General features: G+C 38.9%; 21 protein-coding genes. 7 read left to right on the top strand and 14 right to left on the bottom strand.

Annotated features, from left to right (window positions below; genetic code table 11):
* Positions 1 to 381 (top strand): GtrA family protein, encoded by a 381-nt coding sequence (locus LQ227_RS05620; RefSeq protein ID WP_029277767.1) that lies wholly within the window; start codon positions 1 to 3, stop codon positions 379 to 381.
* Positions 382 to 696: 315 nt separating this feature from the next.
* Complete coding sequence (locus tag LQ227_RS05625; protein WP_230148632.1) at positions 697 to 1,677, top strand: polysaccharide deacetylase; 981 nt, start codon at positions 697 to 699, stop codon at positions 1,675 to 1,677.
* Between the two features lie 268 nt (positions 1,678 to 1,945).
* Here the strand turns inward: LQ227_RS05625 and LQ227_RS05630 are convergent, their stop codons facing one another.
* Both LQ227_RS05630 and ahcY read right to left on the bottom strand, forming a co-directional pair.
* Positions 1,946 to 2,287, bottom strand: coding sequence for a DUF6370 family protein (locus LQ227_RS05630; RefSeq protein ID WP_230145923.1), 342 nt, complete (start codon positions 2,285 to 2,287; stop codon positions 1,946 to 1,948).
* A 326-nt stretch (positions 2,288 to 2,613) separates the two neighbouring features.
* The gene (gene ahcY / locus LQ227_RS05635) at positions 2,614 to 3,930 is read right to left on the bottom strand and encodes an adenosylhomocysteinase (protein WP_230145922.1); all 1,317 of its coding nucleotides are present in this window, start codon (positions 3,928 to 3,930) and stop codon (positions 2,614 to 2,616) included.
* Between the two features lie 347 nt (positions 3,931 to 4,277).
* Here ahcY and LQ227_RS05640 point away from each other — a divergent pair, with 347 nt between their 5' ends.
* On the top strand, positions 4,278 to 4,706 hold the full coding sequence (locus LQ227_RS05640) for a CBS domain-containing protein (protein WP_230145920.1): 429 nt from the start codon (positions 4,278 to 4,280) through the stop codon (positions 4,704 to 4,706).
* Between the two features lie 50 nt (positions 4,707 to 4,756).
* On the opposite strand, the gene LQ227_RS05645 is transcribed toward LQ227_RS05640, so the two are convergent.
* The 5 genes from LQ227_RS05645 to LQ227_RS05665 all read right to left on the bottom strand — a co-directional run bounded on the left by LQ227_RS05645 (position 4,757) and on the right by LQ227_RS05665 (position 10,314).
* Positions 4,757 to 5,146, bottom strand: a complete 390-nt coding sequence (locus LQ227_RS05645; RefSeq protein ID WP_230148634.1) for a polymer-forming cytoskeletal protein — start codon at positions 5,144 to 5,146, stop codon at positions 4,757 to 4,759.
* 5 nt (positions 5,147 to 5,151) lie between these two features.
* A complete protein-coding gene (locus LQ227_RS05650; RefSeq protein ID WP_230148636.1) occupies positions 5,152 to 5,988 on the bottom strand; it encodes a M23 family metallopeptidase in 837 nt (278 codons plus the stop codon).
* Positions 5,989 to 6,362: 374 nt separating this feature from the next.
* On the bottom strand, positions 6,363 to 7,811 hold the full coding sequence (locus LQ227_RS05655; RefSeq protein ID WP_230148638.1) for a M20/M25/M40 family metallo-hydrolase: 1,449 nt from the start codon (positions 7,809 to 7,811) through the stop codon (positions 6,363 to 6,365).
* A 476-nt stretch (positions 7,812 to 8,287) separates the two neighbouring features.
* Positions 8,288 to 9,343 carry a TerC family protein gene (locus tag LQ227_RS05660; protein ID WP_230148640.1) on the bottom strand — a complete coding sequence of 352 codons (1,056 nt, stop codon included), beginning with the start codon at positions 9,341 to 9,343 and terminating at the stop codon, positions 8,288 to 8,290.
* A complete protein-coding gene (locus tag LQ227_RS05665) occupies positions 9,343 to 10,314 on the bottom strand; it encodes a polyprenyl synthetase family protein (protein WP_230148643.1) in 972 nt (323 codons plus the stop codon). Before LQ227_RS05665 ends, LQ227_RS05660 begins: the two co-directional genes overlap by 1 nt.
* 293 nt (positions 10,315 to 10,607) lie before the next feature.
* Between LQ227_RS05665 and LQ227_RS05670 the strand changes: the two genes are divergently transcribed.
* Both LQ227_RS05670 and LQ227_RS05675 read left to right on the top strand, forming a co-directional pair.
* Positions 10,608 to 11,600 (top strand): carboxylesterase, encoded by a 993-nt coding sequence (locus LQ227_RS05670; RefSeq protein WP_230145909.1) that lies wholly within the window; start codon positions 10,608 to 10,610, stop codon positions 11,598 to 11,600.
* 129 nt (positions 11,601 to 11,729) lie between these two features.
* Positions 11,730 to 12,251 (top strand): hypothetical protein, encoded by a 522-nt coding sequence (locus LQ227_RS05675; RefSeq protein WP_230145908.1) that lies wholly within the window; start codon positions 11,730 to 11,732, stop codon positions 12,249 to 12,251.
* Positions 12,252 to 12,347: 96 nt separating this feature from the next.
* On the opposite strand, the gene LQ227_RS05680 is transcribed toward LQ227_RS05675, so the two are convergent.
* The 5 genes from LQ227_RS05680 to uvrA form a co-directional block, all read right to left on the bottom strand.
* Positions 12,348 to 13,316, bottom strand: coding sequence for a YpdA family putative bacillithiol disulfide reductase (locus LQ227_RS05680; protein ID WP_230148645.1), 969 nt, complete (start codon positions 13,314 to 13,316; stop codon positions 12,348 to 12,350).
* A 160-nt stretch (positions 13,317 to 13,476) separates the two neighbouring features.
* Entirely contained in the window at positions 13,477 to 14,889 is a 1,413-nt protein-coding gene (locus LQ227_RS05685) for a rhodanese-like domain-containing protein (protein ID WP_230148647.1), read from the bottom strand.
* A gap of 625 nt (positions 14,890 to 15,514) precedes the next feature.
* Positions 15,515 to 16,534 (bottom strand): asparaginase, encoded by a 1,020-nt coding sequence (locus tag LQ227_RS05690; RefSeq protein WP_230145903.1) that lies wholly within the window; start codon positions 16,532 to 16,534, stop codon positions 15,515 to 15,517.
* Positions 16,535 to 16,821: 287 nt separating this feature from the next.
* Positions 16,822 to 17,589 carry a TatD family hydrolase gene (locus LQ227_RS05695; protein WP_230145901.1) on the bottom strand — a complete coding sequence of 256 codons (768 nt, stop codon included), beginning with the start codon at positions 17,587 to 17,589 and terminating at the stop codon, positions 16,822 to 16,824.
* 236 nt (positions 17,590 to 17,825) lie between these two features.
* The gene (uvrA, locus tag LQ227_RS05700) at positions 17,826 to 20,723 is read right to left on the bottom strand and encodes an excinuclease ABC subunit UvrA (protein ID WP_230145900.1); all 2,898 of its coding nucleotides are present in this window, start codon (positions 20,721 to 20,723) and stop codon (positions 17,826 to 17,828) included.
* A gap of 265 nt (positions 20,724 to 20,988) precedes the next feature.
* Here uvrA and LQ227_RS05705 point away from each other — a divergent pair, with 265 nt between their 5' ends.
* Positions 20,989 to 21,660, top strand: coding sequence for a DUF1361 domain-containing protein (locus tag LQ227_RS05705; RefSeq protein ID WP_230148649.1), 672 nt, complete (start codon positions 20,989 to 20,991; stop codon positions 21,658 to 21,660).
* Positions 21,661 to 21,818: 158 nt separating this feature from the next.
* On the opposite strand, the gene LQ227_RS05710 is transcribed toward LQ227_RS05705, so the two are convergent.
* Together LQ227_RS05710 and LQ227_RS05715 are read right to left on the bottom strand one after the other, a co-directional pair.
* Positions 21,819 to 22,865 carry a ferredoxin--NADP reductase gene (locus tag LQ227_RS05710; RefSeq protein WP_230148651.1) on the bottom strand — a complete coding sequence of 349 codons (1,047 nt, stop codon included), beginning with the start codon at positions 22,863 to 22,865 and terminating at the stop codon, positions 21,819 to 21,821.
* 489 nt (positions 22,866 to 23,354) lie between these two features.
* Positions 23,355 to 24,137, bottom strand: a complete 783-nt coding sequence (locus tag LQ227_RS05715; protein ID WP_230145895.1) for a lytic transglycosylase domain-containing protein — start codon at positions 24,135 to 24,137, stop codon at positions 23,355 to 23,357.
* Positions 24,138 to 24,400: 263 nt separating this feature from the next.
* Between LQ227_RS05715 and LQ227_RS05720 the strand changes: the two genes are divergently transcribed.
* On the top strand, positions 24,401 to 25,990 hold the full coding sequence (locus tag LQ227_RS05720) for a pseudouridine synthase (protein ID WP_230145893.1): 1,590 nt from the start codon (positions 24,401 to 24,403) through the stop codon (positions 25,988 to 25,990).
* Positions 25,991 to 26,294: the final 304 nt, after the last annotated feature.

A 26,294-nucleotide genomic window follows, 5' to 3' on the forward strand; every position in this document is an offset into this window, starting at 1 on the left:
ATGGATTTATTTTTCCGCATCTTAAAATTTGGATTAACGGGTTTCCTCGGAATGGCCATAGATTTCGGCGCCACCTGGTTGTGTAAGGAAAAGATTAAAATAAATAAATACATTTCCAATGCCATTGGCTTTACGCTTGCTGTAACCAATAATTATCTGATTAACCGGGTTTGGACTTTCGAAAGTACCAATACGCATTGGGGAACAGAATTCAGTAAATTTTTGGTAGTGAGTTTAATTGGGTTAGGGCTAAATACGTTTATCATTTACCTGTTCCACCAAAGGAAAAACGGCACCAATTTTTACGTAGCCAAATTCTTCGCTATTGTAATTGTTTTTGTGTGGAATTTCCTAGCGAATATGTTATTTACTTTTAGGTAGAAGCTTTGGATTAGGTATAAGCGATACATCTAGAATAGATCCTGAAACAAGTTCAGGATGACGGTCGGTTAAAGATTATTATGTAATTAGCATGGCCTAATGAACTAATGACCAGTGAACTAATGAACCAATTTAAGTAACGTTTTTGCCAATAAAATAGAACACAACGAGCCATATTAATCCTTTAATCAGGAAGAATAAAAAACCAACTAACCCTACCCGCTTAAACCATAATTTTACTTTTTCTTTGTTCATGGCGATGTTTGTAAAGATAATGGATTTGCCTTAAATTAGAAAGATTTTAAATAAGGAAATATGAAGTTATCTAAATCTTTGCGCCTCATTATTTTTTCCATTTGCTTTTTTAGTATTAAAGTTTTTGCACAAAATTTTGATGAGATTAAACGATACAAGGTGAACTTTGCTACCGCCGCCCGCGCTAATGAGAAGCTGATTGCAATTAGAAGTTTTTCTGCAAATAATCAAAAATATTTACTGTTGGTAAATCCAGAGACTTTAGATACCGAAATAGATTTGGCAAATAAGTATACTGTAAGTAGCTTACAATATTCGAACGTGCTGGCCATTTTTAAAAACACGGCCTACATTAAATCAATAGAAGCCGCCGCAGCTAAAGATCTACAGCTTCAAAATGCAGGTATTGATCATGCCATTCCGAACGAAAAGGGCATTACTTTAACCATCGATCTTTGTCCATCGCACAAGGCTTTAGACAGGATTATTTTTCAATCTGTTTTCGATGAATTTAAAAAGATCGAGCAGCCTGCCCCACTCGCGATTTCCATTTCTGGTAAATGGATGATGAAACATCAGGATGATTTGAACTGGCTTAAAAGTCTGGTAGAGAAAAAGGAACTGAATATCACCTGGGTAAACCATACCTACAACCACGAAGTAAATAAACTGCCATTAACCGAAAACTTTCTATTGGCCCCCGGAACCAATTTAGATGTGGAGGTGTTGGAGAATGAAAAACTGATGCTCAAAAATGGTTTAATACCATCTGTATTTTTCCGTTTCCCCGGTTTGGTATCGGATAAAACCATTGTAGAAAAGATCGAAGCCTACGGATTAATCCCAGTTGGAAGTGATGCCTGGCTGGCAAAAGGACAACAGCCAAATGCGGGCAGTATTGTATTGATTCACGGCAACGGGAATGAAGAAATCGGTGTGAAAGCTTTCATCCAGTTATTAAAAACAAGACAGGCTGATGTGAAAAGCAAACAATGGCTGCTTTTTGACTTAAGAGCGGGTTTGGAAAAGGAATTTGAATAGCCTGCTTTTTAACCGCAAAGGACGCAGAGGGAAGGCGCGGAGCAAGCAAAGCTGGGTTCAGATAGTTTTAAAAAGCTTTGCGTTCTTTGCGGCAAACTACTTCTTAACTGGCAACAACTTTATTTCTTTCGCCTTAAAACATCTAATGCATTTTTTAACCGCAAAGCGCACAGAAAAAAGGAACAAAGAACACAAAGCTAGGTTCAAATAGTTTTAAATCATCCTTAGCGCCTCTTTGCTAAAAACTTTGCCTTCTTTGCGGTAAAAACTATTTCTTAACCGGCAACAACTTTATTTCTTTCGCCTTAAAACGGTTATTTACAATTTCGCCTGTAACTTCTGCTTTGCTCACGGCATTGCAAAAACCATGTTCGCCATGGGCATCGCCAAAATCGTCAATCCCTTTTCCATCAACAAAATAAGATTTACCATCTATTTTTACTGCTAACTCGCAGTCTTTACCTTTCATTTTAAACTGGCATTCGCCACAGGCAATATCTACCGTTTGTTTGGTGATTACTTTTACTGATGCAGCTTTTTGAGGCGCGGTTTGGGCATTTACCGAAATAGTAAATACACCAAGAATTAACGCAAATATTAACTTTTTCATCATTTCTTCTTTTTTCAAATGTAAGTTTTCAAGGGCAAAAGAACCACAATTCTTTGTAAAATAAACCTGATGGAAACGGAAATACTTTTTGTTGTCATTCTGAGCGTAGTCGAAGAACAACAAAAAGATTGAAGTGTACAGCAGGACTGAAACCTCCGAAGAGAACAGGAACCAACGTTTTCAAAAAAATAGGAGGCTCGTCTAAACATTAGAAACACCCCACCTTGCAGACACCCCCTAGGCGAGGGGAATAAAAAAAGGGATATGCAATTTGCACATCCCTCTTATACCATATCGACTCCAGACTCTCGACTGAAGACTAAGGACTAGTACCTGTATGTATCTGCTTTGAAAGGACCTTCTACCGGTACACCGATATAATCAGCCTGGTGTTGATCCAAAACATCTAATTCTACACCGATTTTTTCTAAGTGTAAACGGGCAACTTTTTCGTCTAAATGCTTAGGCAAAGTATAAACTTTGTTTTCGTAAGCAGCAGTGTTGGTCCAAAGCTCCAATTGAGCTAAAGTTTGGTTGGTGAATGAATTACTCATTACAAAACTTGGGTGACCAGTTGCGCAACCTAAGTTAACCAAACGACCTTCGGCCAGAATGATTACATCTTTTCCATCAATGGTATATTTATCAACCTGAGGTTTAATCTCCACTTTGGTATGGCCATAAGCGCCGTTTAACCAAGCCATGTCGATTTCGTTGTCGAAGTGACCGATGTTACAAACAATCGCTTTATCTTTTAATGCTCTGAAGTGTTGCTCGCGAACGATATCACAGTTACCAGTAGTGGTTACCACGATATCAGCTTCTTTAATTGCAGTAGCTAATTTTTTAACTTCGTAACCTTCCATTGCAGCCTGTAAAGCACAGATCGGATCAATTTCAGTTACAATAACACGTACGCCTTGCGAGCTTAACGATTCTGCAGAACCTTTACCTACATCGCCATAACCACAAACAACAGCAACTTTACCAGCCATCATTACATCGGTAGCACGACGGATCGCATCAACCAATGACTCACGACATCCGTATTTGTTATCGAATTTAGATTTGGTAACCGAATCGTTAACGTTAATTGCAGGTAAGTGCAATGTTCCGTTTTTCATTCTTTCGTACAAACGGTGAACACCAGTTGTAGTTTCTTCTGATAAACCTTTAATAGCTGCAATCAGCTCAGGATATTTATCAAAAACCATATTGGTTAAATCGCCACCATCATCCAAAATCATGTTTAATGGTTGTTGCTCCGGACCGAAGTGTAAAGTTTGCTCAATACACCAATCGAATTCTTCTTCATTTAAACCTTTCCAGGCATAAACCTGAATACCAGCAGCAGCAATTGCAGCAGCAGCATGATCCTGAGTAGAAAAAATATTGCAAGATGACCAGGTAACTTCAGCACCCAGTGCAGTTAATGTTTCGATTAATACAGCCGTTTGGATGGTCATGTGCAGACAACCTGCAATACGCGCACCTTTTAACGGTTGTGTTGGACCGAATTCTTTACGTAAACTCATTAAACCTGGCATTTCTGCTTCGGCTAATTCGATTTCTTTACGGCCCCATTCTGCCAGTGAAATGTCCTTAACTTTGTAAGGGATATAAGAAGTCTCTACTGATGACATAATTATTTGTTTTAAATGAAATGCAAAGTTACGGCATAGCTTTGTCAAACCCAAATAATTAAAAGTACAAGCAGGTTTACAGATTGTAAAATAGTATTTCTATTTTCTCAGCACAAGCTCCAACACCTCATATTTTGCCTATTTTTTGAAAAGCAAGTCCTGGCGTTCTTTGTTCTGCTCTGGTCCTGCCATTCACTATAGTCCCAATTTTCAATTGGGAGCTGCCGTTCCTGTCAGGTTTAGGAAACATAAAACTGTGTGCTGTTTGTAAAGCAGTTAACAACCTAAAACAAAACTTTGATATTCAGCTAATTATTTCTTAAATTGTTATAACCAAATTAAGTTTTATGAAAAGCGTAAAACACTTGTTAGATACCAAACAGGTACGGATTATCTCGGTATCAGAAAATATTTCTGTTTTGGATGCTTTAAAAGTAATGACAGAAAAGAACATCAGCGCGGTATTGGTCATGGAAAACGATCGGCTACATGGCATTTTCACGGAGCGCGATTATGCCCGAAAAATCATCCTTCAGGGTAAATCATCAAAAGACACTTTGATTAAAGAAGCAATGACGGGCAGTCCGATCACTATTAATTTAAGCGACAGTATCGATTATTGCATGGAGCTGATGACCGATAAACACATCCGCCATTTACCCGTTGTAGAAAACGACGAAGTAAAAGGAATGGTTTCAATCGGTGATGTGGTAAAGTTTATCATTGCAGATCAAAAACAGACTATTTCGCAATTGGAAAGCTACATTAGTGGTTAAGGCTGAGTTAGATTATGTTGGTTGGTGAGACACCAACCAATAGATGAGGCCTACGCTTTCACAGCTGCCTTATCTTCTGTTTTGCCTGATTGGTGCATTTCGAGTTTTCCATTGTATTGTGCACCGAGTTCAATTTCGAGGGCTTCCGTTTTAATGTCGCCATTAACCCTGCCTGTTTTTTTTATTTCCAGGTTTTGGGCTTTCACATTTCCGTTAACCGTTCCATAAATAATGGCCGAAGCGGTTTGTATGTCGCCTTTAATCATCCCTTTTTCACCTAAAACAATGCCGCCTTCAACATTTACATTTCCGATTACAGTTCCGTCGATCCTTATAACTGCTTTTCCTTTTAGTTCGCCGGTAATGGTAAAGCCGAGGCCAATTAGCGTAGAAATTTCTTGTTGATTTAAGTCTTTAATCTGGTTGTTTTTCTTGAACATGTTTCTTATAAGGTTAAAAAGGATCTTGGATTTATAACTTTACCATTTTTATGCACTTCATAATGTAAATGTGGCCCGGTTGACCGCCCGGTTGAGCCAGCTTTGCCAATGTTGTTGCCCGCAATAACATCCTCATCTACCCTTACCAAAATTTTAGAAAGGTGACCATAGTAGGTTTCAAAACCATTACCGTGTTTAATTACGATACAATTGCCATAACCACCGCGTCTTCCTGCAAAAATCACCTTACCGTTCGCTGTACATTTAACAATGTCGCCATAATTGGCCCTGATATCGAGTCCTTTATGTGTCTCCACATTTTCACCACCAAAAGGATTTTCGCGATGCCCATACCCAGATGTGATTGTACCTAAATGTGGATAACCCATAGGCGTGTAGGCTACATTATAGGCAATTTTACTCAGGTAGTTGTCGTAAAACTCACCGATTTCTTCAGCCGATAGAATATCATCACTTTGCTCTCCGCCTGCATTGCCCGTTAAAATTGGCTTTAACCCTCTTGCTTTGAGGTATTTATTGATGGTAAGCAGCTTTTTATCTATTGATTGGTAATGCTTTTTTAGGGAAGAAGTATCGATAACGGATTGTTTGTCTTTACTTTTTAAAAGCGCCAGTTCAAGTTTACTCTTGGCTAATTCTACACTCGAATTACTGCGGATCAGGTAAAATATGCTGGATATAAGTACTAAGAATACTCCTAAAACGCCTAAAATATACTTTTTCCAGTGTACAATGTATCCTGTTGGAACTTGGATGGGCTTGCTTGAACTTTGATTATTATTTACAAAAATTACGGTTGTTTTGTTCCGTTTTCTGTTCATTTTTACTCAGATTTTTTGTTTGGGGCTAAAACAAATATATGATTAACAACCACACAGTCAAAAACAAAGCCCAGATTTAACACTTACAGGAATAAAAATCACAACACATGAACGTCGAATTAACCTTCAATCCATTGCTTACGCCCGCTAAAAGACAGGTGTGTAACATTTAAGTGGTTTTAGTTGTAAAGCTATTCTGATGTCTCGCAAAGATTTCTCCTCCGAAGGAGTTCCTTTGGAACACTACGGTCGAAATGACGAATTATCTTACGGGAATTAATCATATCTGTGCAATCCTAAAATCGGTGTAATCAACCCGTAGGCAACATCAGTGTAATCACCCCGTAAGGAAAGAGGCAAGAAAATCTATGAAATTATTTCCACCTCCACTCACCGGCAATACTCAAAGGCTCCTTTAGGTTCTGCGATTCTAAGAAAGCCCTTAGCTCCTCTTCGCCCTGAACACCAACAGGAATTTTCGGTGTATTGGCTAAAGCGTAAGTTAACATCGCGCTGTAACGCACCGTATTTTTAAGCTCCTGCTCATCAACCAGTTTAAAACTATCGCCATCTGAGTGATAAAATGGACCAGAATTGTTTGGCAATTTACCACCAAAACCACCGCCGGTAGGAATCCCCTCTAACATAAACGGTTGATGATCGCTATGCAAACCAGCGCCAGCATTAAACAGATTTTTGAAACCAGTATCAATTTTTACAATATCAGCTCCCCAGGCCGTAAACAAACTTTTCATTTCTGCTCTTGAAGTAGAAAAACCTTTCGGATCGTTGGTCATGTCGTAATTCAGCATAAACTTAACTTGGCTTAATGTTTTGTCTTTCTTAGCCTGATCGACGTATGCTTTAGACCCCAATAAACCTTGCTCCTCGCCCATAAACAGTACAAATTCTACGGTACGTTTGGTTTTTAAATTCAGTTTTTTAAAGGTACGTGCCATATCTATAATAGCAAAAGAACCAATTCCATTGTCGATTGCACCGGTTGCTAAGTCCCAGCTATCTAAATGCCCACCCACTACAACTTTATCCTTAGGCAACTCGGTTCCTTTAAAAGTAGCAACTACGTTTCTCGCTTTGATTAAACCAGAGAAATTCGTCATGGCGATATGTGCAATCTGTGGCTGTGATTTAATTTTTTCCTTTAAAGCTGTACCGTCTTCTAATCCAATACAAATAGCGGGAATAGGGATCAATTTACCCGTTACCGAAGCCGTTCCGGTTAAAAGCACGCCACCTTTTACCGTATTAATAATAATTACCCCAATTGCGCCGTATTTTGTGGCAATGGCCGTCTTTTCTGAGCGGTGTAATGACTTTGTCCCAGCCGGAGAGCCTGGTAATACACCCAAATAAATCAATGCAATTTTACCTTTAAACTTCTCAGGACTGGCTTGATAATCTGCCTCCAATCCATTACCTGCATCTACTATCTCACCAGTAACGTCTGCACTAACCGGCGAATGTGCTAAAGTAACAGCCTTCATTTTGGTCAAACTGTTTTTATCAGCACCTATTTCTACACTGATTGTTTTTCTTGCCCAGCTTTCTACTTCAAAAGGTTGAAACTTCACTTCACAGCCGTAAGATTTTAATAAATCGAAGGCATATTGCTCTGCTTTTGCGCCGTTTGTAGAACCCGTTAAACGATGACCGATAGTTTCGGTTTCATATTTAAGTGTTTGATAAGCTTTTGAATTTTGCTGTACGTCAGCATTGATTTTGGCAAAAACATCACCAAATTTATCCTGGGCATTTACAAATAAAGTGGTACAAAGAAGCGCTGCAGCGAAAAGATATTTCATTAGGAATAATAGTTTAGTTGCTGAAAGTACAAATTTTAGTCAGAGATTGCTAGCTGTAACGTATATTTTGCTTTAGTTTTCTTTACCACAAGAAAAGAATTAGCAATCTTTTCCCCATGCACAACCTTGCCTCGGCTCACCGCCGCCGATGGGCTCTTTCTTTTCTCTTGATAGAAAAGAAACAAAAGATCAAGGCTTGCATCCTTTCTTGTAAAAAACTACAAAAATCTCAATTGTGGCAGTCTGTAGGCTCTTTCCTAACCTCATTGCCACCACACTCGCTTAAACACTGCCTTGGTCTGTGGAAGTATGGGTAAAACTGCAAAGATTTTTGTGCTTTTTCCTACGAAAATCTGCTAGGCCGCACAGCAAAGTGCAGTTATGCCACTTAGCACTTTACACCACAAAAAGCTTAAATGTACTCAGGTGACTTAGGTGGTTAAAATAATTTTAGCAAAAATGTTTTAGATGATAAACTAAGGTTTTACATGCGCTTTTTTCTTCGGAAAAACCAAAGAAGCCACAATACTCATCACTAAGATACTCAGAATCACGATCAAAGAATGCTCGGTAGTGAAACCCCATTTCTCCAGATAAGTATGCCCCAGCATTTTAATCCCGATAAATGCCAGTAATACGGCTAATCCGGTTTTTAAATAGTGAAATTTATGGATGATATTCACCAACAGGAAGAACATGGAACGTAAACCCATGATGGCAAAAATATTTGAGAAAAATACAATATAAGGATCTTTTGTTACCGCAAAAATAGCTGGGATAGAATCGACAGCGAATAAAAGATCGGTAAACTCAACAATCAGCAGCACCAAAAATAAAGGTGTTACCAGCGTTTTATGGTTAATTTTTACGAAGAACTTTTTCCCCTCGTACTTTGGATGGATAGAAAATATTTTCGAAGCCCATTTAACTACCGGATGATTTTCCGGATCAATCTTATCATCTTCATCTTTACTAAAGAACATTTTTACCCCAGTAAAAACAAGGAAAGCGCCAAACAAATAGAGTATCCATGCAAATTTTGCAATTAATGCCGCACCAACAAAAATGAAGATGAAACGCATGATAATGGCACCCAAAATACCCCAGAACAATACACGGTGATAATATTTCTCTTCAACGGCAAAGGCAGAAAAAACGAGTACGATCACAAAGATATTATCGACAGAAAGTGCATACTCAATTACATAACCGGTTAAAAATTCTAAGCCAAGGTTTTGTTTATATACTGCTAAACTGCCTTCAAAATCATTGGGAATTAGTTTAATGTGATGCTGGTGTCGTGTTACAATTTCTTGCAGGTGTGCAAAATCCTTTATTCCATGGAGCTGGTGCCCTTCTGTTAACAGGATAAAGTAAAAGCCGATAGCCAAAGCCACCATGATCAAACTCATTACCCCAGCCTGTTTTAAGCTCACAACATGTTCTTTTCTGCTAAAAAGACCAAGATCTAAAGCAAGAATCAACGCAATAAAAAGAAGAAAACCTAAGCTAAAAAGTAATTCGTTACCCATTATTTTTTACGTTCAGTGGTGTACAGTACAAGTTGTTCTAAACCAGTTCGTGCTTCGCCTGCCTCAAAACTGTGCAAAATATCAAATGCTTCCTTCTGGTACTCCAGCATTTTCTGGTTCGCGTAATACACACCTTCGTGTGCATTTACGAAATCTATAATCTGCTGAATTTTAACCGGATCGTCCTGGTGGTTTTTCACCAGGTTAATTATTTTTTTACGTTCGGTTTTTTCGGCTTTATTCAGTGCATAAATTAAAGGCAGTGTTACTTTCTTCTCTTTAATATCAATACCCAAAGGTTTGCCTACATCATCAGTCCCGAAATCGAAGGTATCGTCTTTAATCTGAAAGGCAATTCCTACTTTTTCGCCAAACAGACGCATTTTTTCGATCGTATCATCATCAGCACCTGCCGAAGCAGCCCCCGCAGCGCAACAAGAAGCAATTAAAGAAGCGGTTTTTTGTCGGATCACATCAAAATATAAATCTTCCGAAATATCCATCCTCCGCACCTTTTCTACCTGCAATAATTCACCCTCACTCATCTGTTTCACCGCTTCCGATACAATCTGTAACAAACGGTGTTCGTTATTGTTTACCGAAAGTAATAATCCTTTGGCCAACAGGTAATCGCCGACCAGAACGGCAATCTTGTTTTTCCATAAAGCATTGATAGAGAAAAAACCACGGCGCTCATAAGCATTATCTACTACGTCATCATGCACCAAAGTAGCGGTATGTAAAAGCTCTACCAAGGCAGCTCCACGATGGGTTGATTCTGTAATTCCACCGCATAGTTTAGCCGCAAAAAATACGAACATCGGCCGCATTTGTTTGCCTTTTTGCTTTACAATATAATGGGTAATCCTATCCAGCAACGGTGCGTCGCTATGCATAGATTCTTTAAAGGTTTTTTCAAACGCTTTAATATCAGCAGCAATAGGTGTTTTTATCTGTTCGATTCCCGGCATTAAGTCGAAAAATTTTGATTGCAAACTTAAGCTAATTTCCCATAAAAAGGTAATGTGCAATCGTATTATTAAGGATTTGAAAAGCAATAACAATAATCTTTAACATCTTTTGCTCCTGCTATTGCCCATAGTCCTTGTCCTCATGCTTCGGGCTGTGGGCTATTTGGCGCCATCAGGTTTAACATTATGGGTTATTGCAAGCAATAGCCTCTCAGTATCATAACTAATTCATCAAAAAGATTAGCTTTATTTAATTTCAAATTTTACATTTAAACTAATATTTGGTGCCTCATATGAAAAAACGCTACAAAGTACTTATCGGCCTTTCGGCAATAATTGTTGCAGGCTACTTATTGGGGCCAAAACCCAAAAAGCCGGTTTATAACAAAGAACTCACACAGGTTCCCGATCTGGAAGATTTAGAGCGTTATGTGGCCAGCATAGAATCCATGCACAAAATAAAACCGGGCAACGAAGCCGAAATCATCTGGGCCGATCCCCTCCACAAGCAAACCGAGTATGCCATTGTTTACCTGCATGGTTTTTCAGCATCAAAAACAGAAGGTAACCCTGTTTACCTAAATTTAGCAAAAGAACTAAATGCCAATTTATATCTAGCGCGTTTGGCCGACCATGGCATTGATACACTTGCACCTATGCAGTATTTCACCGCCGACCGCCTTTGGGAAACCAGTAAACAGGCTTATGCCATCGGTAAAAAATTAGGCAAAAAAGTAATTTTAGTAGGTACTTCTACCGGTGGAACTGTTGCTTTAAAACTAGCAGCAACCTATCCTGAGATTAACAGCTTGATTTTATTGTCACCAAATGTGGCCATTAACGATAAAAATGCATGGCTTTTGAATAATCCATGGGGTTTACAGATTGCCCGAAAAGTAGTGGGTGGCGATGAACGTAAAGTAGACGATCGCACTGACGAATATAAAAAATACTGGTATACCAATTACCGCCTCGAATCTCTGGTAGAACTGGAAGAATTCATCGAAAGCAGTATGGTAAAGTCTACTTTTCAAAAGGTAAAACAACCTGTTTTAATGCTCTATTATTACAAAAATGAACTCGAACAAGATCCTGTAGTCCGTGTAGATGCTATGCTGAAAATGTTCGATGAATTGGGTACGCCGAATAATTTAAAAAGAAAAGTAGCTATCCCCAACGCAGGGAATCATGTAATGGGATCGTATATTACCTCGAAAGATTTGCCAAGTGTAAATGGGGCCATTGAGAGTTTTGTGGGAAGTACTTTGAAAGTACCGGTTCATTGATTTAGTTTTATCAAGAGGATCGTCACCCTGAATTTATTTCAGGGCCTATTTTGCAGGAAAGATGCTGAAGCAAGTTCAGCATGACGGCTAATATGTATATTTATTAAACAAATCTAAATCTCGCTCTTTATGAAAAACAAACCATTATTAGAGGAAGTTTTATGGCTCTTAGCTTGCATTGCAATTGCCATAATTATCGGCTTCTGCATATTTGGAAAAACCCTTTTTAGCAATTCCATTGACATCAATCTTCACGACACCTACTTCGTGATTAAAAAACAGCATTTATTGATATCCTTTTTTATTATTATTTCTTTTTCCGTTTACTACTTTAAAGAGTTTAAACACTCATTTCGCAGAAAAATTCAGCGCTCATTTATTTTCTTTTTAGGCTTTATTTTAATCCTGCTGGCGTCCATAGCAATAAAACTTTTGCCTTTCTTTAATCCATATCACAATATTAACAGCTGGACAATTTACCCGCCATTGTCTGCACAATCAGAAATCAATCAATACGAACAAAATTTCATTATTTTAACGATCGTATCTAAAGCTGTACTTATACTTCAAATTATAATAGTTTCTATGATGCTATCTGTAAGTTACAGATGGGGAAGATCAAAAAATAACCAACTAACTTCAGAGGTCTAAAAGCCTGCGCGCAGAAGATTTCGGAAGTTTTAACTTGGGTGTAAGACTTACGAAGTTATTCCATCGCTGATCCCCTGGCTAAACTTCGTAAGAAATTTAACTCAGAATATTCTTCACGATCATTTCGGCGTGCACCCTTGAGTTTTCGATAAAAAGTTTGTGGGTATCCAATCCGCCACAGACTACACCTGCCAAATACAAACCTTTCACATTGGTTTCCATCGTTTCTTCGTTATAAACCGGGCAAAGTGTTTCGGGCAGTTCGATGCCGAATTTCCTCAGCATTCCGAAATCCGGTTGGTAACCCGTCATCGCAATTACAAAATCGTTCGGTATTGTTTTTATTCCTTCGGGTGTTTTAATATCTACTTCACCTTCTCTTATTTCAATCAACTCGGAGTTAAAAAGTGCTTTAACTTCTCCCTCTTTAATCCTGTTCTGGATATCCGGACGTACCCAATATTTAACATGAGGACCAAGATCGTTACTACGAACAACCATGGTTACGTTTGCACCTTTCCGATACGTTTCTAAAGCAGCATCTACGCCAGAGTTATTGGCGCCAACCACTACCACATTTTGAAATGCATATAAATGCGGGTCTTTATAATAATGCGTTACTTTTGGTAAATCCTCTCCTGGAACATTCATCAACAATGGCACATCATAAAAACCTGTTGCTACAATTACATTATTTGCCGTATAATCGGTTTTGGAGGTATTGATTTCGAAAACATTTTGATCCTTTTTAACAACTTGTTTTACGCTTTCAAAAAGATGGATATTTAAATCAAATTTTTCGGCTACACGGCGGTAATATTCAACCGCTTCATTTCGGTTAGGTTTCGGACTGATGGTTACGAAAGGAACCCCTCCGATTTCTAACTTTTGAGAAGTAGAAAAGAAGGTCATAAACACAGGATAGTTAAACAAACTGTTTACCAAAGCACCTTTTTCTACAATTACATAGCTTAGATTTGCTTTTTGGGCTTCAATTGCACAAGCCATCCCTATCGGGCCAGCACCGATAATTAATACGTCGTAATGATTTTGATTTTCAAACATCCAGTTTTTATTTCGCTTAAAGAGTGGTCGTCATCTCGACTGCAGCACCGTCCCGACGTTAAATCGGGAGAGAGATCTGTTAGCATAGATTTAGCTTCGCTGAGCCTTCGGGTTCTAGACTGCACTGTGTTCCGCTCGAAATGGCGATCTCTTCTATTTATTAAACTTTCATCGCTTTGCTTGGGCAGGCGAAATCGGTTCTTTTTAAACCGGTATTTTTAATTGCGCCATAACCGCCTGCAACATCAATCACATTTTCTACTCCACGCGATTTTAAGATGGAAGCAGCAATCATCGATCGGTAGCCACCCGCACAGTGAATATAATAGGTGGATTTTGGATTAATCTCGCCAGTCCATTCGTTAATAAAATCTAGCGGACGGCTCAGTGTAAATTCCAGATGTTCTGATTCATATTCGCCCGGTTTACGCACATCAAGTGCTGTAATTTCTCCGTTAAGACTAGCTGTTTCAAATGCCTCGGCAGAGATTGATTCAATCGTATCGATTTCCTTGCCAGCATCTGTCCATCTTTCGAAACCACCATCTAAATAACCTATGGTACTATCGTATCCTACGCGGGTTAAGCGGGTAATGGTTTCTTCTTCTTTACCCTGATCGGTAATCAGTAAAATGGGTTGCTGTAAATCGGTAATTAAAGCACCTACCCAAGGTGCAAACTGTCCGTTAAGGCCAATATTGATCGAATTTGGAATAAAACCTTTTGCAAAAATCTGCGGATCGCGGGTATCGAGCATAATCGCCCCTGTTTGGTTTGCAGTATCTTCAAAAGCTTGCGGAGTTAAAGCGTTTAATCCTTTCTCGTAAACCTCATCAATACTTTCCACCCCGCCTTTATTAATGGCAGCATTTTTAGCAAAATATTGTGGTGGTGGTAAAATGCCATCTGTTACTTCAGCAATAAACTGCTCTTTCGTTTCGGCTTTTAAAGCGTAATTTACTTCTTTTTGGTGCCCTAAAGTATCGAAAGTTTCCTTACTCATGCTTTTACCACAGGCAGAACCTGCGCCATGTGCCGGGTAAACAATTACGTCATCAGCTAAAGGTTTTATTTTCTCATTTAACGAATCGTAAAGCATTCCGGCTAAATCTTCCATGGTTAAATGGCCCTTTTGCGCTAAATCAGGTCGACCAACATCGCCAATAAATAAGGTATCGCCACTAAAAATGCAGTAATTTTTCCCATTTTCATCTCTTAGCAGATAAGTAGTCGATTCTAAAGTATGTCCGGGAGTATGTAAAGCGGTAATGGTTACGTTTCCAATTTTAAACTGCTCACCATCTTTAGCAATGTGCGATTTAAACTCGGTTTTAGCGGTTGGGCCATAGATAATTTTGGCACCAGATTTCTCTGCCAGATCTACATGTCCGGAAACAAAATCGGCATGAAAATGCGTTTCAAAAATATATTTAATGGTGGCCCCTGCTTTTTCGGCTTTCTTTAAGTACGTTCCAACCTCTCTTAGCGGATCAATAATTGCAGCCTCACCATTACTTTCGATGTAATAAGCGGCTTCTGCCAGGCAACCTGTATATATTTGTTCTATTTTCATGTTTAATAAGTATCGAGTGTTTTGTATCAAGTATCAAGACATAACCTTATGCCTTAAACCTATACCTTATACCTCTTTACTAGCAAAAATAGCGCTAAATACTTATAACCGAAATGATGATGGTCATAATTGCAGAAGTTTTACTTATTTCGGTATAGACCTTGCAGGTTTGTGAAACCTGAAAGGTCTAGTAGAAGCCTGGAACCGAAAACTGTAAATTGCCAGTTGTAAACTGATTTGGGCGTTACCCAATCCCGAGAAATACGGGAAAGGGTCGGGCTTTTTCAGGGCTGCGCTTCGCTTCGGTACCGATGAAGACCTGTGAAACAAGCAAGCATACCGTAATTAAATAAAAACAGATGCTTAATCGGTACTGAACCCTTACAATCCCTAACGCGGATCTATTTCAATTTTAGAATTTATGCAACGACCCATGTTGCTAAACCTGATAAAGCGTAAGCCCGGAGCGAGGTATCCCGATTCATCGGGAAGGACTTGCAGCGGTAGCAGGACTAAGCCTGCCATTATAACAGAACCCATCATTTCCAAAACGATGAAAATAACCCTACACTTCAGGATTAAAAATCCTTAGTTCTGTAGACGGGATTACAAATCCCGTCTAATACTAATCTTTAGTCAATTCACCCCTTAGCGATTCTTCCATTAATTTACGACTTTCTTCTATTGACAAGCCTAAGCCCATTACAAACATTAGCTTTGTAACTGTAGCCTCGAAAGTTAAATCGTAGCCACTTAAAATACCCATTTTCAACAATTCTCTACTGGTTTCGTAACGTCCCAATTGTACAGAGCCTTTTTTACACTGAGAGATATCGATGATTATCTTTCCATTCAAAATAGCCTGACGCAAACTATCTAAAAACCATTGAGCAGTTGTGGTATTGCCCGAACCAAAAGTTTCTAAAATAATGGCATCTACCTTAGAATCTGTTATTGCCTGAACGGCCTGTGGTGTTATGCCAGGATATAATTTCAACACCCCGATGTTTGAATTAAAATTGGTATGTAATTTTAATTCTCCTTCGGTAGCTTTTAGGATATAGTTTCTGTAAAACTGCAGGTGAACCCCCGCTTCGGCAAGTATCGGGTAGTTTGGCGAACGAAAAGCCTCGAACTTTTCGCTGTTATATTTTATAGAGCGGTTGCCCCTAAATAACTGGGAATCAAAATATATACAAACCTCTGGAAAAAGTGCTTTTCCATCTTCTTTGGTCGCTGCAATCTCTAGAGCGGTAATTAAATTCTCTTTGGCGTCAGTCCTGATTTCGCCAATCGGCAGTTGCGAACCAGTTAAAACAACAGGCTTATTCAGGTTTTCGAGCATAAAACTCAATGCCGATGCGGTGAAGGCCATAGTATCAGATCCATGTAGGATGACAAAACCATCGTACTGATCGTATTTATGATAAACCAGTTCGGCTAATGTTTTCCATATTTCAGGATCCATGTTTGATGAATCCAATACTGGGTTGAAGGAATGCACATCTAAATCATAATCTAAACGGCTTAATTCAGGAACGTTTTCTTTTATCTGCTGAAAATCAAATGGAATTAACATCCCATTTATAGGATCGTTAACCATACCGATGGTACCGCCGGTATAAATTATAAGTATTTTGGTCATTTGGTTGGGTGAAGGTTGCTCACCGCAAAGAAACTAAAAATTTACAAATGATCGGACGATATTTTTAAATTAGCAACAAAAAGAGCTATAATAGCATTTTAATTACCAATTAAATAATTTAAACAGTAAATAATTACCAAATTAACAACTTAATTATTATGAAGTAGTTTCAAAATCAATTATTGAATCCTGCGAAACAGATTTCTCCATTACGTTGCACTTCAGTCGAAATGACGACCGACTTAAACCTGACTAATGACTTCAGACTGAGGACTTCCGGCTCAATCCTAAACCCCAAAAATTTTCTTCGAATTCTCTGTGGTTACATCCGCAATTTCATCAATAGGAGTACCATAAATATCGGCCAGTTTTTGGGCAACATAAATCAAATAACTGCTTTCATTAGGCTTTCCGCGGAAAGGAACTGGTGCCAGATAAGGCGAATCTGTTTCTAAAACTACATTAGCCAAAGGAATCTCTGATAATACCAGATCCAATCCAGCTTTTTTATAGGTGACTACTCCACCAATGCCTAAATAAAAATTTAAGTCGATGGCCTGTTTAGCCTGTGCTAAATTGCCCGTAAAACAATGGAATATTCCGCGAAGTTTTTCGTCCCTTTCACTTTCCAATAGCTCAAAAACCTCATCAAAAGCTTCGCGACAATGGATCACAATCGGCAAACCCAAATCTTTTGCCCAGCCAATCTGTTTACGAAAAGCATCCTGCTGAATGGCCAAGGTAGTTTTATCCCAATACAGATCGATCCCGATCTCACCAATGGCATAAATTTTCCGACCGGAAATGCTATTGTAAATTTCGTCCAATTGAGCAAGATAATCTTCCTTCACATCACAAGGATGTAAACCTGCCATTGCAAAACAATTTGCCGGATATTTCGCCACCAGATCATCTATCATGGCAATTGATTTTACATCAACATTAGGCAAAAACAAACGGTTAACGCTATTCTCGAAACAACGTTCCATTAACTGCGCTTGTTTCTCAGCATCCTGCTCGTAATATAAATGGGTATGGGTATCGGTAAAAAGCATGTTTATAATGTAAAATGGGTAATGGATGATAGGCTAGGTTATTTCATGAATGCATCATTCAAAGTCAATTTCTTCTCAAATCTGTCATGTTGAGGCTGTTGAAACACTTTACAACAAATTTTAAGCAAGTCCTTCGACAGGCTCAGGATGACAACGATTTATTATATATTCTCAGCCTATTCACACATAAAGCCCCTGAAACCAGTTCAGGTGACGAACAATGGACGAACCTCAAACTATTTCTTCTTCTTAGACGCTTTGACTTCGGATTTCGGACTATCGACCGCTGCCTCTAAAGCCATTTCCTTTTTCAAAAACTTTCCGGTTAAACTGATCGGGTTCTGGATCAAACCTTCTGGCGTACCTTCGAATAAAATCCTTCCGCCACCAGCACCGCCTTCTTCACCTAAATCGATCACCCAATCGGCAACTTTAACCACATCTAAATTATGTTCAATTACTAAAATCGTATTTCCTTTATCAACCAGCTCTTGCAATACACCTAAAAGCACATTAATATCTTCGAAGTGAAGTCCGGTGGTAGGCTCATCTAAAATATAGAAAGTTTTTCCGGTATCTTTTTTAGAAAGCTCTGTAGCTAATTTAACCCGCTGCGCCTCGCCACCTGATAAAGTAACCGAAGATTGACCTAAAGTAATATAACCTAAGCCAACATCTTTCAAGGTTTTAATCTTCCTATAAATGATCGGGATATTTTCGAAGAAATTACAGGCATCTTCGATACTCATATCCAGCACATCGCTGATCGATTTTCCCCGAAAACGAACTTCTAAGGTTTCTCTATTATATCTTTTTCCACCACATTCTTCACAAGGCACCTGTACATCAGGCAAGAAATTCATTTCAATCACCTTTAAACCAGCTCCCTGACAGGTTTCGCAACGGCCACCTTTTACATTAAAAGAGAAACGGCCGGGTTTGTACCCACGGATTTTTGCTTCAGGCAACTGTACAAACAGATTTCTGATATCAGAAAACACTCCGGTATAAGTAGATGGATTAGAACGAGGTGTTCTACCGATAGGTGCCTGATCAATTTCAATTACCTTATCAATTTCTTTCAATCCGTTAATTTTCTCGTAAGGCAAAGGTTGTTTTTTCGCCCTAAAGAAATGGTGATTTAAAATCGGATATAAAGTTTCGGTAATCAAACTCGATTTACCACTACCCGAAACTCCGGTTACGGCAATAAATTTACCCAAAGGAAAATCTACTGAAACTTCTTTTAAATTATGCCCGGTAGCTTTTATGATAGACAATTTATGCCCATTGCCTTTTCTGCGTACTTTTGGCGTTTCAATTTTCTTTTTGCCATTTAGATAATCGGCAGTTAAGGTATTCGACTTCAGGATCTGTTCGGCAGTTCCTTCTGCAACTACCGTTCCGCCGTGGATACCCGCTCCAGGACCAACATCAATCACCCAATCGGCCTCCAGAATCATATCCTTATCGTGTTCTACCACCAAAACGGTATTTCCAAGATCACGGAGATTTTTAAGCGCATTGATCAAACGTTCGTTATCGCGCTGGTGCAAACCGATACTTGGCTCATCGAGGATGTACATTACATTCATCAACTGCGAACCGATCTGCGTAGCCAATCGGATCCGTTGCGCCTCACCACCAGAAAGTGTGCGGGCTGTTCTATCTAGCGTTAAATAGGTTAAACCAACATCTGTTAAGAAACCGATCCTGGCTTTAATCTCTTTTAAAATTTCCTTTGCAATAATATTCTGACGATCGCTAAGGCGCTCATCTACTTTTTCGAACCAGGTGTTCAGGTTGAAAATATCCATTGACGACAGTTCGAAAATATTTTTGCCATCAACTTTAAAGTGTAGACTTTCTTTTTTCAAACGGGCACCATGACACTCCGGACAGGTTTTCAGTTTCCTGAATTCGTCCATATCATCTGATGCAGACTCACTTCTCTTTTCATTCTGCTCTTCGAGCATTTTAATAATACCATCAAAAGTGATATTATAATTTTGAACGTTCCATTTATTGTATTCTACCTCAACCTTGATCAGATCGTGCGTACCGTTTAAGATAATGTTTATTACTTCATCGCTTAACTTTTCGATCGGGGTTGAAAGTGAAAAACTATATTTTTTGGCTAATGCTTTTAACACCTGGAACATCCAGATATCACGGTATTCGCCCAATGGAGCCAAACCACCGTTTAAAATACTCAGCTTTGGGTTCGGAATCACCGATTCTTTATCCACCACGAAGATATAACCTAAACCATCGCAACGTTCGCAGGCACCGTAGGGCGAGTTGAACGAAAAACTGTTCGGTTGAGGTTCGTCGTAAGAAATACCAGTGGTTGGGCACATCAAAAACTTACTGAAATGCGCAACGTTATTATCTTTATCACTGATTTTGATCACGCCTTTACCCATTTTCATGGCAACCTGCAACGAATCTAGCAGGCGTTTTTTATCCTTCACATCAATGATCAACCGGTCGATCACCACTTCGATATCGTGAATTTTGTAACGGTCTACCTGCATTTTAGCAGAAATATCCTTTATTTCTCCATCCACACGAACCTTTACATAGCCTTGTTTACGGATCTGCTCGAAAAGCTCGCGGTAATGCCCCTTTCTACCTTTAACAACAGGTGCTAGAATATTTACTGCAACACCATCAAATTTATTGAAGATATTCTGTAGGATCTGGTCTTCACTCATGCGCTCCATCTTCTCGCCAGTATTGTACGAATAGGCATCAGCAACACGAGCATAAAGCAAACGCATAAAATCGTAAATCTCTGTAATGGTACCTACAGTAGAACGAGGGTTTTTGCTGGTGGTTTTTTGTTCAATGGCAATAACCGGGCTCAATCCCGAAACCTTATCTACATCAGGGCGTTCCATCCCCCCCATAAACTGGCGGCTATAGGCACTAAATGTTTCCATATAGCGCCGCTGTCCTTCCGCGTAAATGGTATCAAAAGCCAATGAAGATTTACCGCTCCCACTTAGCCCTGTTATTACAACAAGTTGGTTACGTGGAAAACTGACATCTATATTCTTTAAATTATGTACCCTCGCACCATATACTTCTACATCTTTTTGCTCGCCGAGGTCGATAGATTTATTGCTCATATTTTATTAAAAGTTGGAGGCAAAATTGAGCCTTTAAAAAGACAAAATTTCAATCCGCAAAAATGCTAAAAATTTTATCAAAATGAAAGTCTAATACAATCTTGATTAAGGATTAATTGTCATAATGTCGACTTCTATTTCGTAGGAAACCAGAGGCAAACAGAAGAGACCGATTAAAAGGTTAAAAAAAGTTTTCGCCATACTCCACAAACGCTGTAAATGATACAATGGTTTTGTATTTTTAGAAAAAATAGCCACTCATCTCATGGTACAAAAACTCAAAAACCTTGGAAGACTAAAGATTACCATTCTTTTAATTGCAATGACATCCTTCTGCGTCGCAATATCGGTAACAAGATCTTTAATTACAGACACAAAAGTATTCCTCTTTTTGAATTGGAATTTGTTTCTGGCTCTTATTCCATTTACAATAAGCACTTTAATGCTGGTTTATAATTTAAACAGAAAACTGCCAGTAATATTACTGACCATTACCTGGATATTATTTTTCCCCAACTCACCATACATCCTTACAGATTTGTTCCATTTACGACTGAATGGCTCGGCACCAATATGGTTCGACCTCGTGCTCATTCTATCATTCGCATGGACAGGATTGGTTTATGGATTAATCAGCTTAATGGATATTGAAAAGCACCTTATAACTTATTTAAATAAAAAGCTGGTGAATAGCTTAATTATCTCATTTCTATTCTTGGCGAGTTTTGGTATCTACCTGGGTCGTTATTTGCGATGGAATAGTTGGGATATCATCAGTAACCCCCTCGGACTAGCTAGCGACATTTTAGGTAGATTTTTAAATCCCTTAAGCCATCCTAGAACATGGGGAATGACTTTATTGATGGGTCTACTATTGAACATGATTTATTTTTCGATAAAATTTATAAAAGCTAAACCAGAATTGGCAAAGATTTAAACAAAACCCATATACACTTATGGAAATTTTGCTACAAAAAACTTACACCTTTTGATTAAGCAAATTTAAAAGATCTCTCGACTCCGTTGCTCTCCGCTCGAGATGACGACTCAACTACGCGCACCAATAAACCAATGACTAATGGCTAATGAACTAAACTACCACTCTATCGTTGTTCCATTCTCTGTCGGGTGTCCGGTACAAACCAAAACCCTGCCTCTTTCCAATTCATCATCAGTAAGCACCTCATTGTAATCCATCCTTACGCCACCTTTGGTGCAATTGGCTACACAGGTACTACATACTCCGCCACGGCAACTATATGGGAGTTTGATTTTATTTTCCAGCGCAACATCTAAAATTCTTTTTGGCCAGGGCACTTCGAGGGTATAAGTTTCCCCTCTAAAATTTAAAATTACCGAGTAAGTATTTTTATCGACAAGCTTTTCTGCCGAACCATCATCCTCATCCACCTCATCCTCTGGCAATACAAAGGTTTCTCTTTTAATCTGTTTGATATCGAAACCCATGCCCAGCAAGGTGATCCGGCATAAATCCATATAAATTATAGGCCCGCAGCTGTAAAACAGCGCATCATTCCGATCAAAATGCAAATGTTCTTTGAGTAGCTTTTCGATATAGAATTTGTTCAGGCGGGCCGTCATTAGGTTTTTGCTATTGCTAAAAACCCAAACAATTTTTAATCGTTCCGGATATTTCTTTTGCCATTCGTTCAGCTCATCATAAAATAATGCATCCTCCATTGATCGGTTACTGTATACCAAGGTAACCAACGATTTTTTCTCACGCACTAAGGCCGTTTTCAAAATCGAGAACAATGGAGTTATTCCTACTCCTGCAGCGAAAAGAAAAAGATCGCGTTCCAGGTTTTCTTCTGGCAAGTAACAGAACATCCCTTGAGGCTCTTGCGCCAGGAGAATATCATTTACCGAAGTTTTATGGTGTAAAAATCTTGAAATCTCTCCATTTTCTACCCTTTTTACCGTAATCGCCAAAGGCTCATCCACATCTGGTGAGCTATTAAAAGAATACGACCTTCTTATCTCCTTATGTTTCCCCTGAAAAACCAACGAAATAAACTGACCGGCTAAATACTTTGGGTATCGTTGATCTACTTCCTCAAATTGAAAAGTAATGTTATCGCCAGGTTGATTTATGATTTTATTGATGCGCAGTTTGAACATATACAAAGAAAAGGAATTGATTTATTAGTTCAATCGTTCATTAGTCATTAGTTAGTATAACATAGGTTTAGGGTTTAGGGTTTAGGGTTTAGGGTTTAGGGTTTAGGAGAAACACCGGTCAGCCAAGTTTGTGTTCGATAATATTAAAAAACACACGCACTTAAATGACCTTCTATTTCTTATATGGTAAAATTTTTCCGTGTTAATCTGTGCTTCCGTGCCTGAATGTTCATTGGTTCATTGCCATTAGTTCAGTAGTTTAGCATAACGCAGAAAATAATTCCGTGTTAATCTGTGCCTTCGTGGCTAAAAGTTCATTGGTTCATTTGCCATTTGTTTATTAGTTATCACCACGCAGAAAAAAACCTGAGTCTTTTGCAGATAAATCCTTGTAATCTAACAATCTGCGCAATTACCTTCAAAAAAAAAGCGTCCCGATTTAAAACCGGGACGCCTTACCAAATGCTTGTCTTTATCTTAATTATTATATTATTCGGCGTTGTAGGCCAATAATACTCTCGGTTTTTCGTAACCGTAACGTTTCGGGTGCTCCATAATCTGTTTCATAGAAATCACTTTATAAACATAGCCTCCCGTTTCGCGGTTCAGCTTCATTTTGTAGTAATTATCTTGATTTTGATTATTGATCTGCTTGCGCAGGCGTCCGTCGCCAACATTGTAAGCCGCAGCTACCAATGTCCAGCTTTCTAAACCTTTATACATTTCTTTAATGTATTTGCAGGCAGCAATGGTCGATTTACGCAGATTATAGCGTTCATCAACATTTCCGTTTACTCTTAATCCATAGGTACGGGCTGTGCCAGGCATAAACTGCCAGATTCCGGCTGCACCTTTTGGAGAAACTCCTTCCGCCATTCCAGATTCGACCAGGGCCAAATACTTAAAATCGTTAGGAATTCCGTACGCAGCTAGGATAGGCTCAATTACTGGAAACCATTTTGCTGCTTTTGCATGCAATTTATTGGTTTGTGTGTTCCCGTAAGTGTGTGCTGCAAGGATTTTTTTCATTTTGCGTTCTACCTTTTTATCGCCTAACGGCAAGGTTTCTTCGGCAAAATTTAACTGTGCCATTAAAGATAGCGGCTTTTCCGCGTTTTCAACTTTAAGGCTATCAGATTTGGGTATTGTAGTGTTTAATTTTTCTTCTTTTAAAAGACTTTTTTGTGCTAAGGGCATTTGGTAAGCGAACACTTTTGCCAAGATAAATAGTGTTGCCACTACCGCAAATGGTACGATGTGTTTCTTTAACATTTTCCTCCTTTTTTTGGTGAACTTATATAAAAACGTTGGCAAAGGTAAAAAATAATAAGCACATTATCAAATAGTTACAAAATTAACCCCAAAAAACAGCCCCTAAAGCGCTTTAAACGTGGATTTTAAATTTTGATTTTCAGCCAATTTTTTCTATTTTAGAGGCTATTTTTTTATCTAATTTTTCCACTCTTAAAATTGTTATGTTCATCAATTTTTCATAAATTTGCAACCCGCATTTTTAATGTGGTTAAAAGCGTATCATGATAAATAAAAACAACAGGAACAGTCGGGATGACAAGTCCAAACCAGGCAGTCGGAAAACAGAAGGCAGAAGTAGTTCGGCCGGGTCTGACAGAAGAAGATCAGACGATAAAGACAGCAAATTCAAAAAATCATCCGATTCTAAAGACGGCTTCAAACCTAGAAGCTCAGAGGGTAAAGATTTCAAATCAAAATCTTTCGGAGACAAAAAAGACTTCAGGCCAAGAACAGGAGACCGTAATTTTAAATCGAAAGATGGAGAATCAACAGGATTCAAATTTGGAGACCGCGAGTTTAAATCAAAAGATAACAACTCAAAATCAGAAGACCGCAGTTTCAAACCAAGAGAAGGAGGATCCAGAGATTACAAGCCAAGAACTGGAGATCGTGATTTCAAATCGAGAGAGGGAGGATCAAGAGACTACAAACCGAGAACAGGAGACAGAGATTTTAAACCAAGAGAAGGTGGTGCAAGAGATTATAAGCCAAGAACAGGAGAACGCGATTTCAAATCTAAGGATGGAGATTCGAGAGATTTTAAACCGAGAACTGGCGACCGCGACTTTAAATCGAAAGAAGGCGGATCAAGAGATTACAAGCCAAGAACTGGAGACCGTGATTTCAAGTCGAAAGATGGTGGATCAAGAGATTTCAAACCAAGAGAAGGTGGCTATAAAGATTACAAATCAAGAGGCAAATCTGATGATTTCAAGCCAAGTGCTGGAAGTTCAAGAGATGTAAAACCTAGAGAACCGAGGGAAGGCGACACCCGTCCGTTTAGAAAACGCGAGGATGCTCAGCCAAGAGATACAGAATTTAACCGCCCAGAGCGCACTGTAATTGCCCAAGGCCGCAAAACAAATGAAGAGAAAGGCTTAATTCGCCTTAACAGATATATTTCAAATGCAGGTATCTGCTCCCGCCGTAAAGCTGATGAGCTAATTGCTGCCGGCATTATCACCGTAAACGGAGAAGCCATTACCGAATTAGGACATAAAGTAGATCCAGCGAAAGATTTAGTACGTTATAACGGCGAGCTATTGAAACGCGAGAAAAAAGTTTACGTTTTATTAAACAAACCAAAAGATTACATCACCACTACCGACGATCCACAAGAACGCCGTACCGTAATGCAATTGGTTGACAAGGCGAGCCGCGAGCGTATTTATCCCGTTGGGCGTTTAGACCGTAACACAACAGGTTTATTGCTGATGACAAACGATGGTGATTTAGCAGATAAATTATCGCATCCAAAAAACGGTATCACCAAAATTTACAATATTGAGTTGGATAAAGCTTTATCACAAGGCGATTTAAACAAAATTGCTTTTGGTTTAGAACTGGAAGACGGATTGATTAAACCGGATAACATTTCTTACGTTGCGGGTGGAACCAAAAAAGAAATCGGCATCCAGATCCATAGCGGTAAAAACAGAATTGTTCGTCGTATTTTCGAACACCTGGGTTACAATGTAGAAAAATTAGACCGTGTAGTATATGGTAATCTGACTAAGAAAGATTTACCACGTGGCAGATGGCGCTATCTTGAAGATCATGAATTGATCCAGATTAAACATCTGATAAAATAATATGTAAAAAGGCAACCAATGGTTGCCTTTTTTGTTGCTTTACTAAAAAAGATGTTATCCTGAGCAATCAATTTTTTCAGAAAAATATTGGAGTGGATATGATGGGTGCCAGGTATCGTCATTCCCAACTCGATTGGGAACCACGGAGTACTCATCGAAGATAATCGTAATGCTTTGGAAGAGGCTGTAGGTTGCATTAAGATTCCCGCCTGCGCGGGAAAGACGACCTTTCTCTGGAATCCGTCATTGATTGGCATAGCCCAAGGATAATCTTTTCATATCTATCTCGTAACGTCTTCGACTA

The organism is Pedobacter sp. Bi27, assembly GCF_918698255.1.
GTDB lineage: Bacteria > Bacteroidota > Bacteroidia > Sphingobacteriales > Sphingobacteriaceae > Pedobacter.

Coding starts and splice junctions, on each gene's coding strand:
- LQ227_RS05620 (WP_029277767.1), top strand. CDS start 1: ATGGATTTATTTTTCCGCATCTTAAAATTTGGATTAACGGGTTTCCTC.
- LQ227_RS05625 (WP_230148632.1), top strand. CDS start 697: ATGAAGTTATCTAAATCTTTGCGCCTCATTATTTTTTCCATTTGCTTT.
- LQ227_RS05630 (WP_230145923.1), bottom strand. CDS start 2,287: ATGAAAAAGTTAATATTTGCGTTAATTCTTGGTGTATTTACTATTTCG.
- ahcY (WP_230145922.1), bottom strand. CDS start 3,930: ATGTCATCAGTAGAGACTTCTTATATCCCTTACAAAGTTAAGGACATT.
- LQ227_RS05640 (WP_230145920.1), top strand. CDS start 4,278: ATGAAAAGCGTAAAACACTTGTTAGATACCAAACAGGTACGGATTATC.
- LQ227_RS05645 (WP_230148634.1), bottom strand. CDS start 5,146: ATGTTCAAGAAAAACAACCAGATTAAAGACTTAAATCAACAAGAAATT.
- LQ227_RS05650 (WP_230148636.1), bottom strand. CDS start 5,988: ATGAACAGAAAACGGAACAAAACAACCGTAATTTTTGTAAATAATAAT.
- LQ227_RS05655 (WP_230148638.1), bottom strand. CDS start 7,811: ATGAAATATCTTTTCGCTGCAGCGCTTCTTTGTACCACTTTATTTGTA.
- LQ227_RS05660 (WP_230148640.1), bottom strand. CDS start 9,343: ATGGGTAACGAATTACTTTTTAGCTTAGGTTTTCTTCTTTTTATTGCG.
- LQ227_RS05665 (WP_230148643.1), bottom strand. CDS start 10,314: ATGCCGGGAATCGAACAGATAAAAACACCTATTGCTGCTGATATTAAA.
- LQ227_RS05670 (WP_230145909.1), top strand. CDS start 10,608: ATGAAAAAACGCTACAAAGTACTTATCGGCCTTTCGGCAATAATTGTT.
- LQ227_RS05675 (WP_230145908.1), top strand. CDS start 11,730: ATGAAAAACAAACCATTATTAGAGGAAGTTTTATGGCTCTTAGCTTGC.
- LQ227_RS05680 (WP_230148645.1), bottom strand. CDS start 13,316: ATGTTTGAAAATCAAAATCATTACGACGTATTAATTATCGGTGCTGGC.
- LQ227_RS05685 (WP_230148647.1), bottom strand. CDS start 14,889: ATGAAAATAGAACAAATATATACAGGTTGCCTGGCAGAAGCCGCTTAT.
- LQ227_RS05690 (WP_230145903.1), bottom strand. CDS start 16,534: ATGACCAAAATACTTATAATTTATACCGGCGGTACCATCGGTATGGTT.
- LQ227_RS05695 (WP_230145901.1), bottom strand. CDS start 17,589: ATGCTTTTTACCGATACCCATACCCATTTATATTACGAGCAGGATGCT.
- uvrA (WP_230145900.1), bottom strand. CDS start 20,723: ATGAGCAATAAATCTATCGACCTCGGCGAGCAAAAAGATGTAGAAGTA.
- LQ227_RS05705 (WP_230148649.1), top strand. CDS start 20,989: ATGGTACAAAAACTCAAAAACCTTGGAAGACTAAAGATTACCATTCTT.
- LQ227_RS05710 (WP_230148651.1), bottom strand. CDS start 22,865: ATGTTCAAACTGCGCATCAATAAAATCATAAATCAACCTGGCGATAAC.
- LQ227_RS05715 (WP_230145895.1), bottom strand. CDS start 24,137: ATGTTAAAGAAACACATCGTACCATTTGCGGTAGTGGCAACACTATTT.
- LQ227_RS05720 (WP_230145893.1), top strand. CDS start 24,401: ATGATAAATAAAAACAACAGGAACAGTCGGGATGACAAGTCCAAACCA.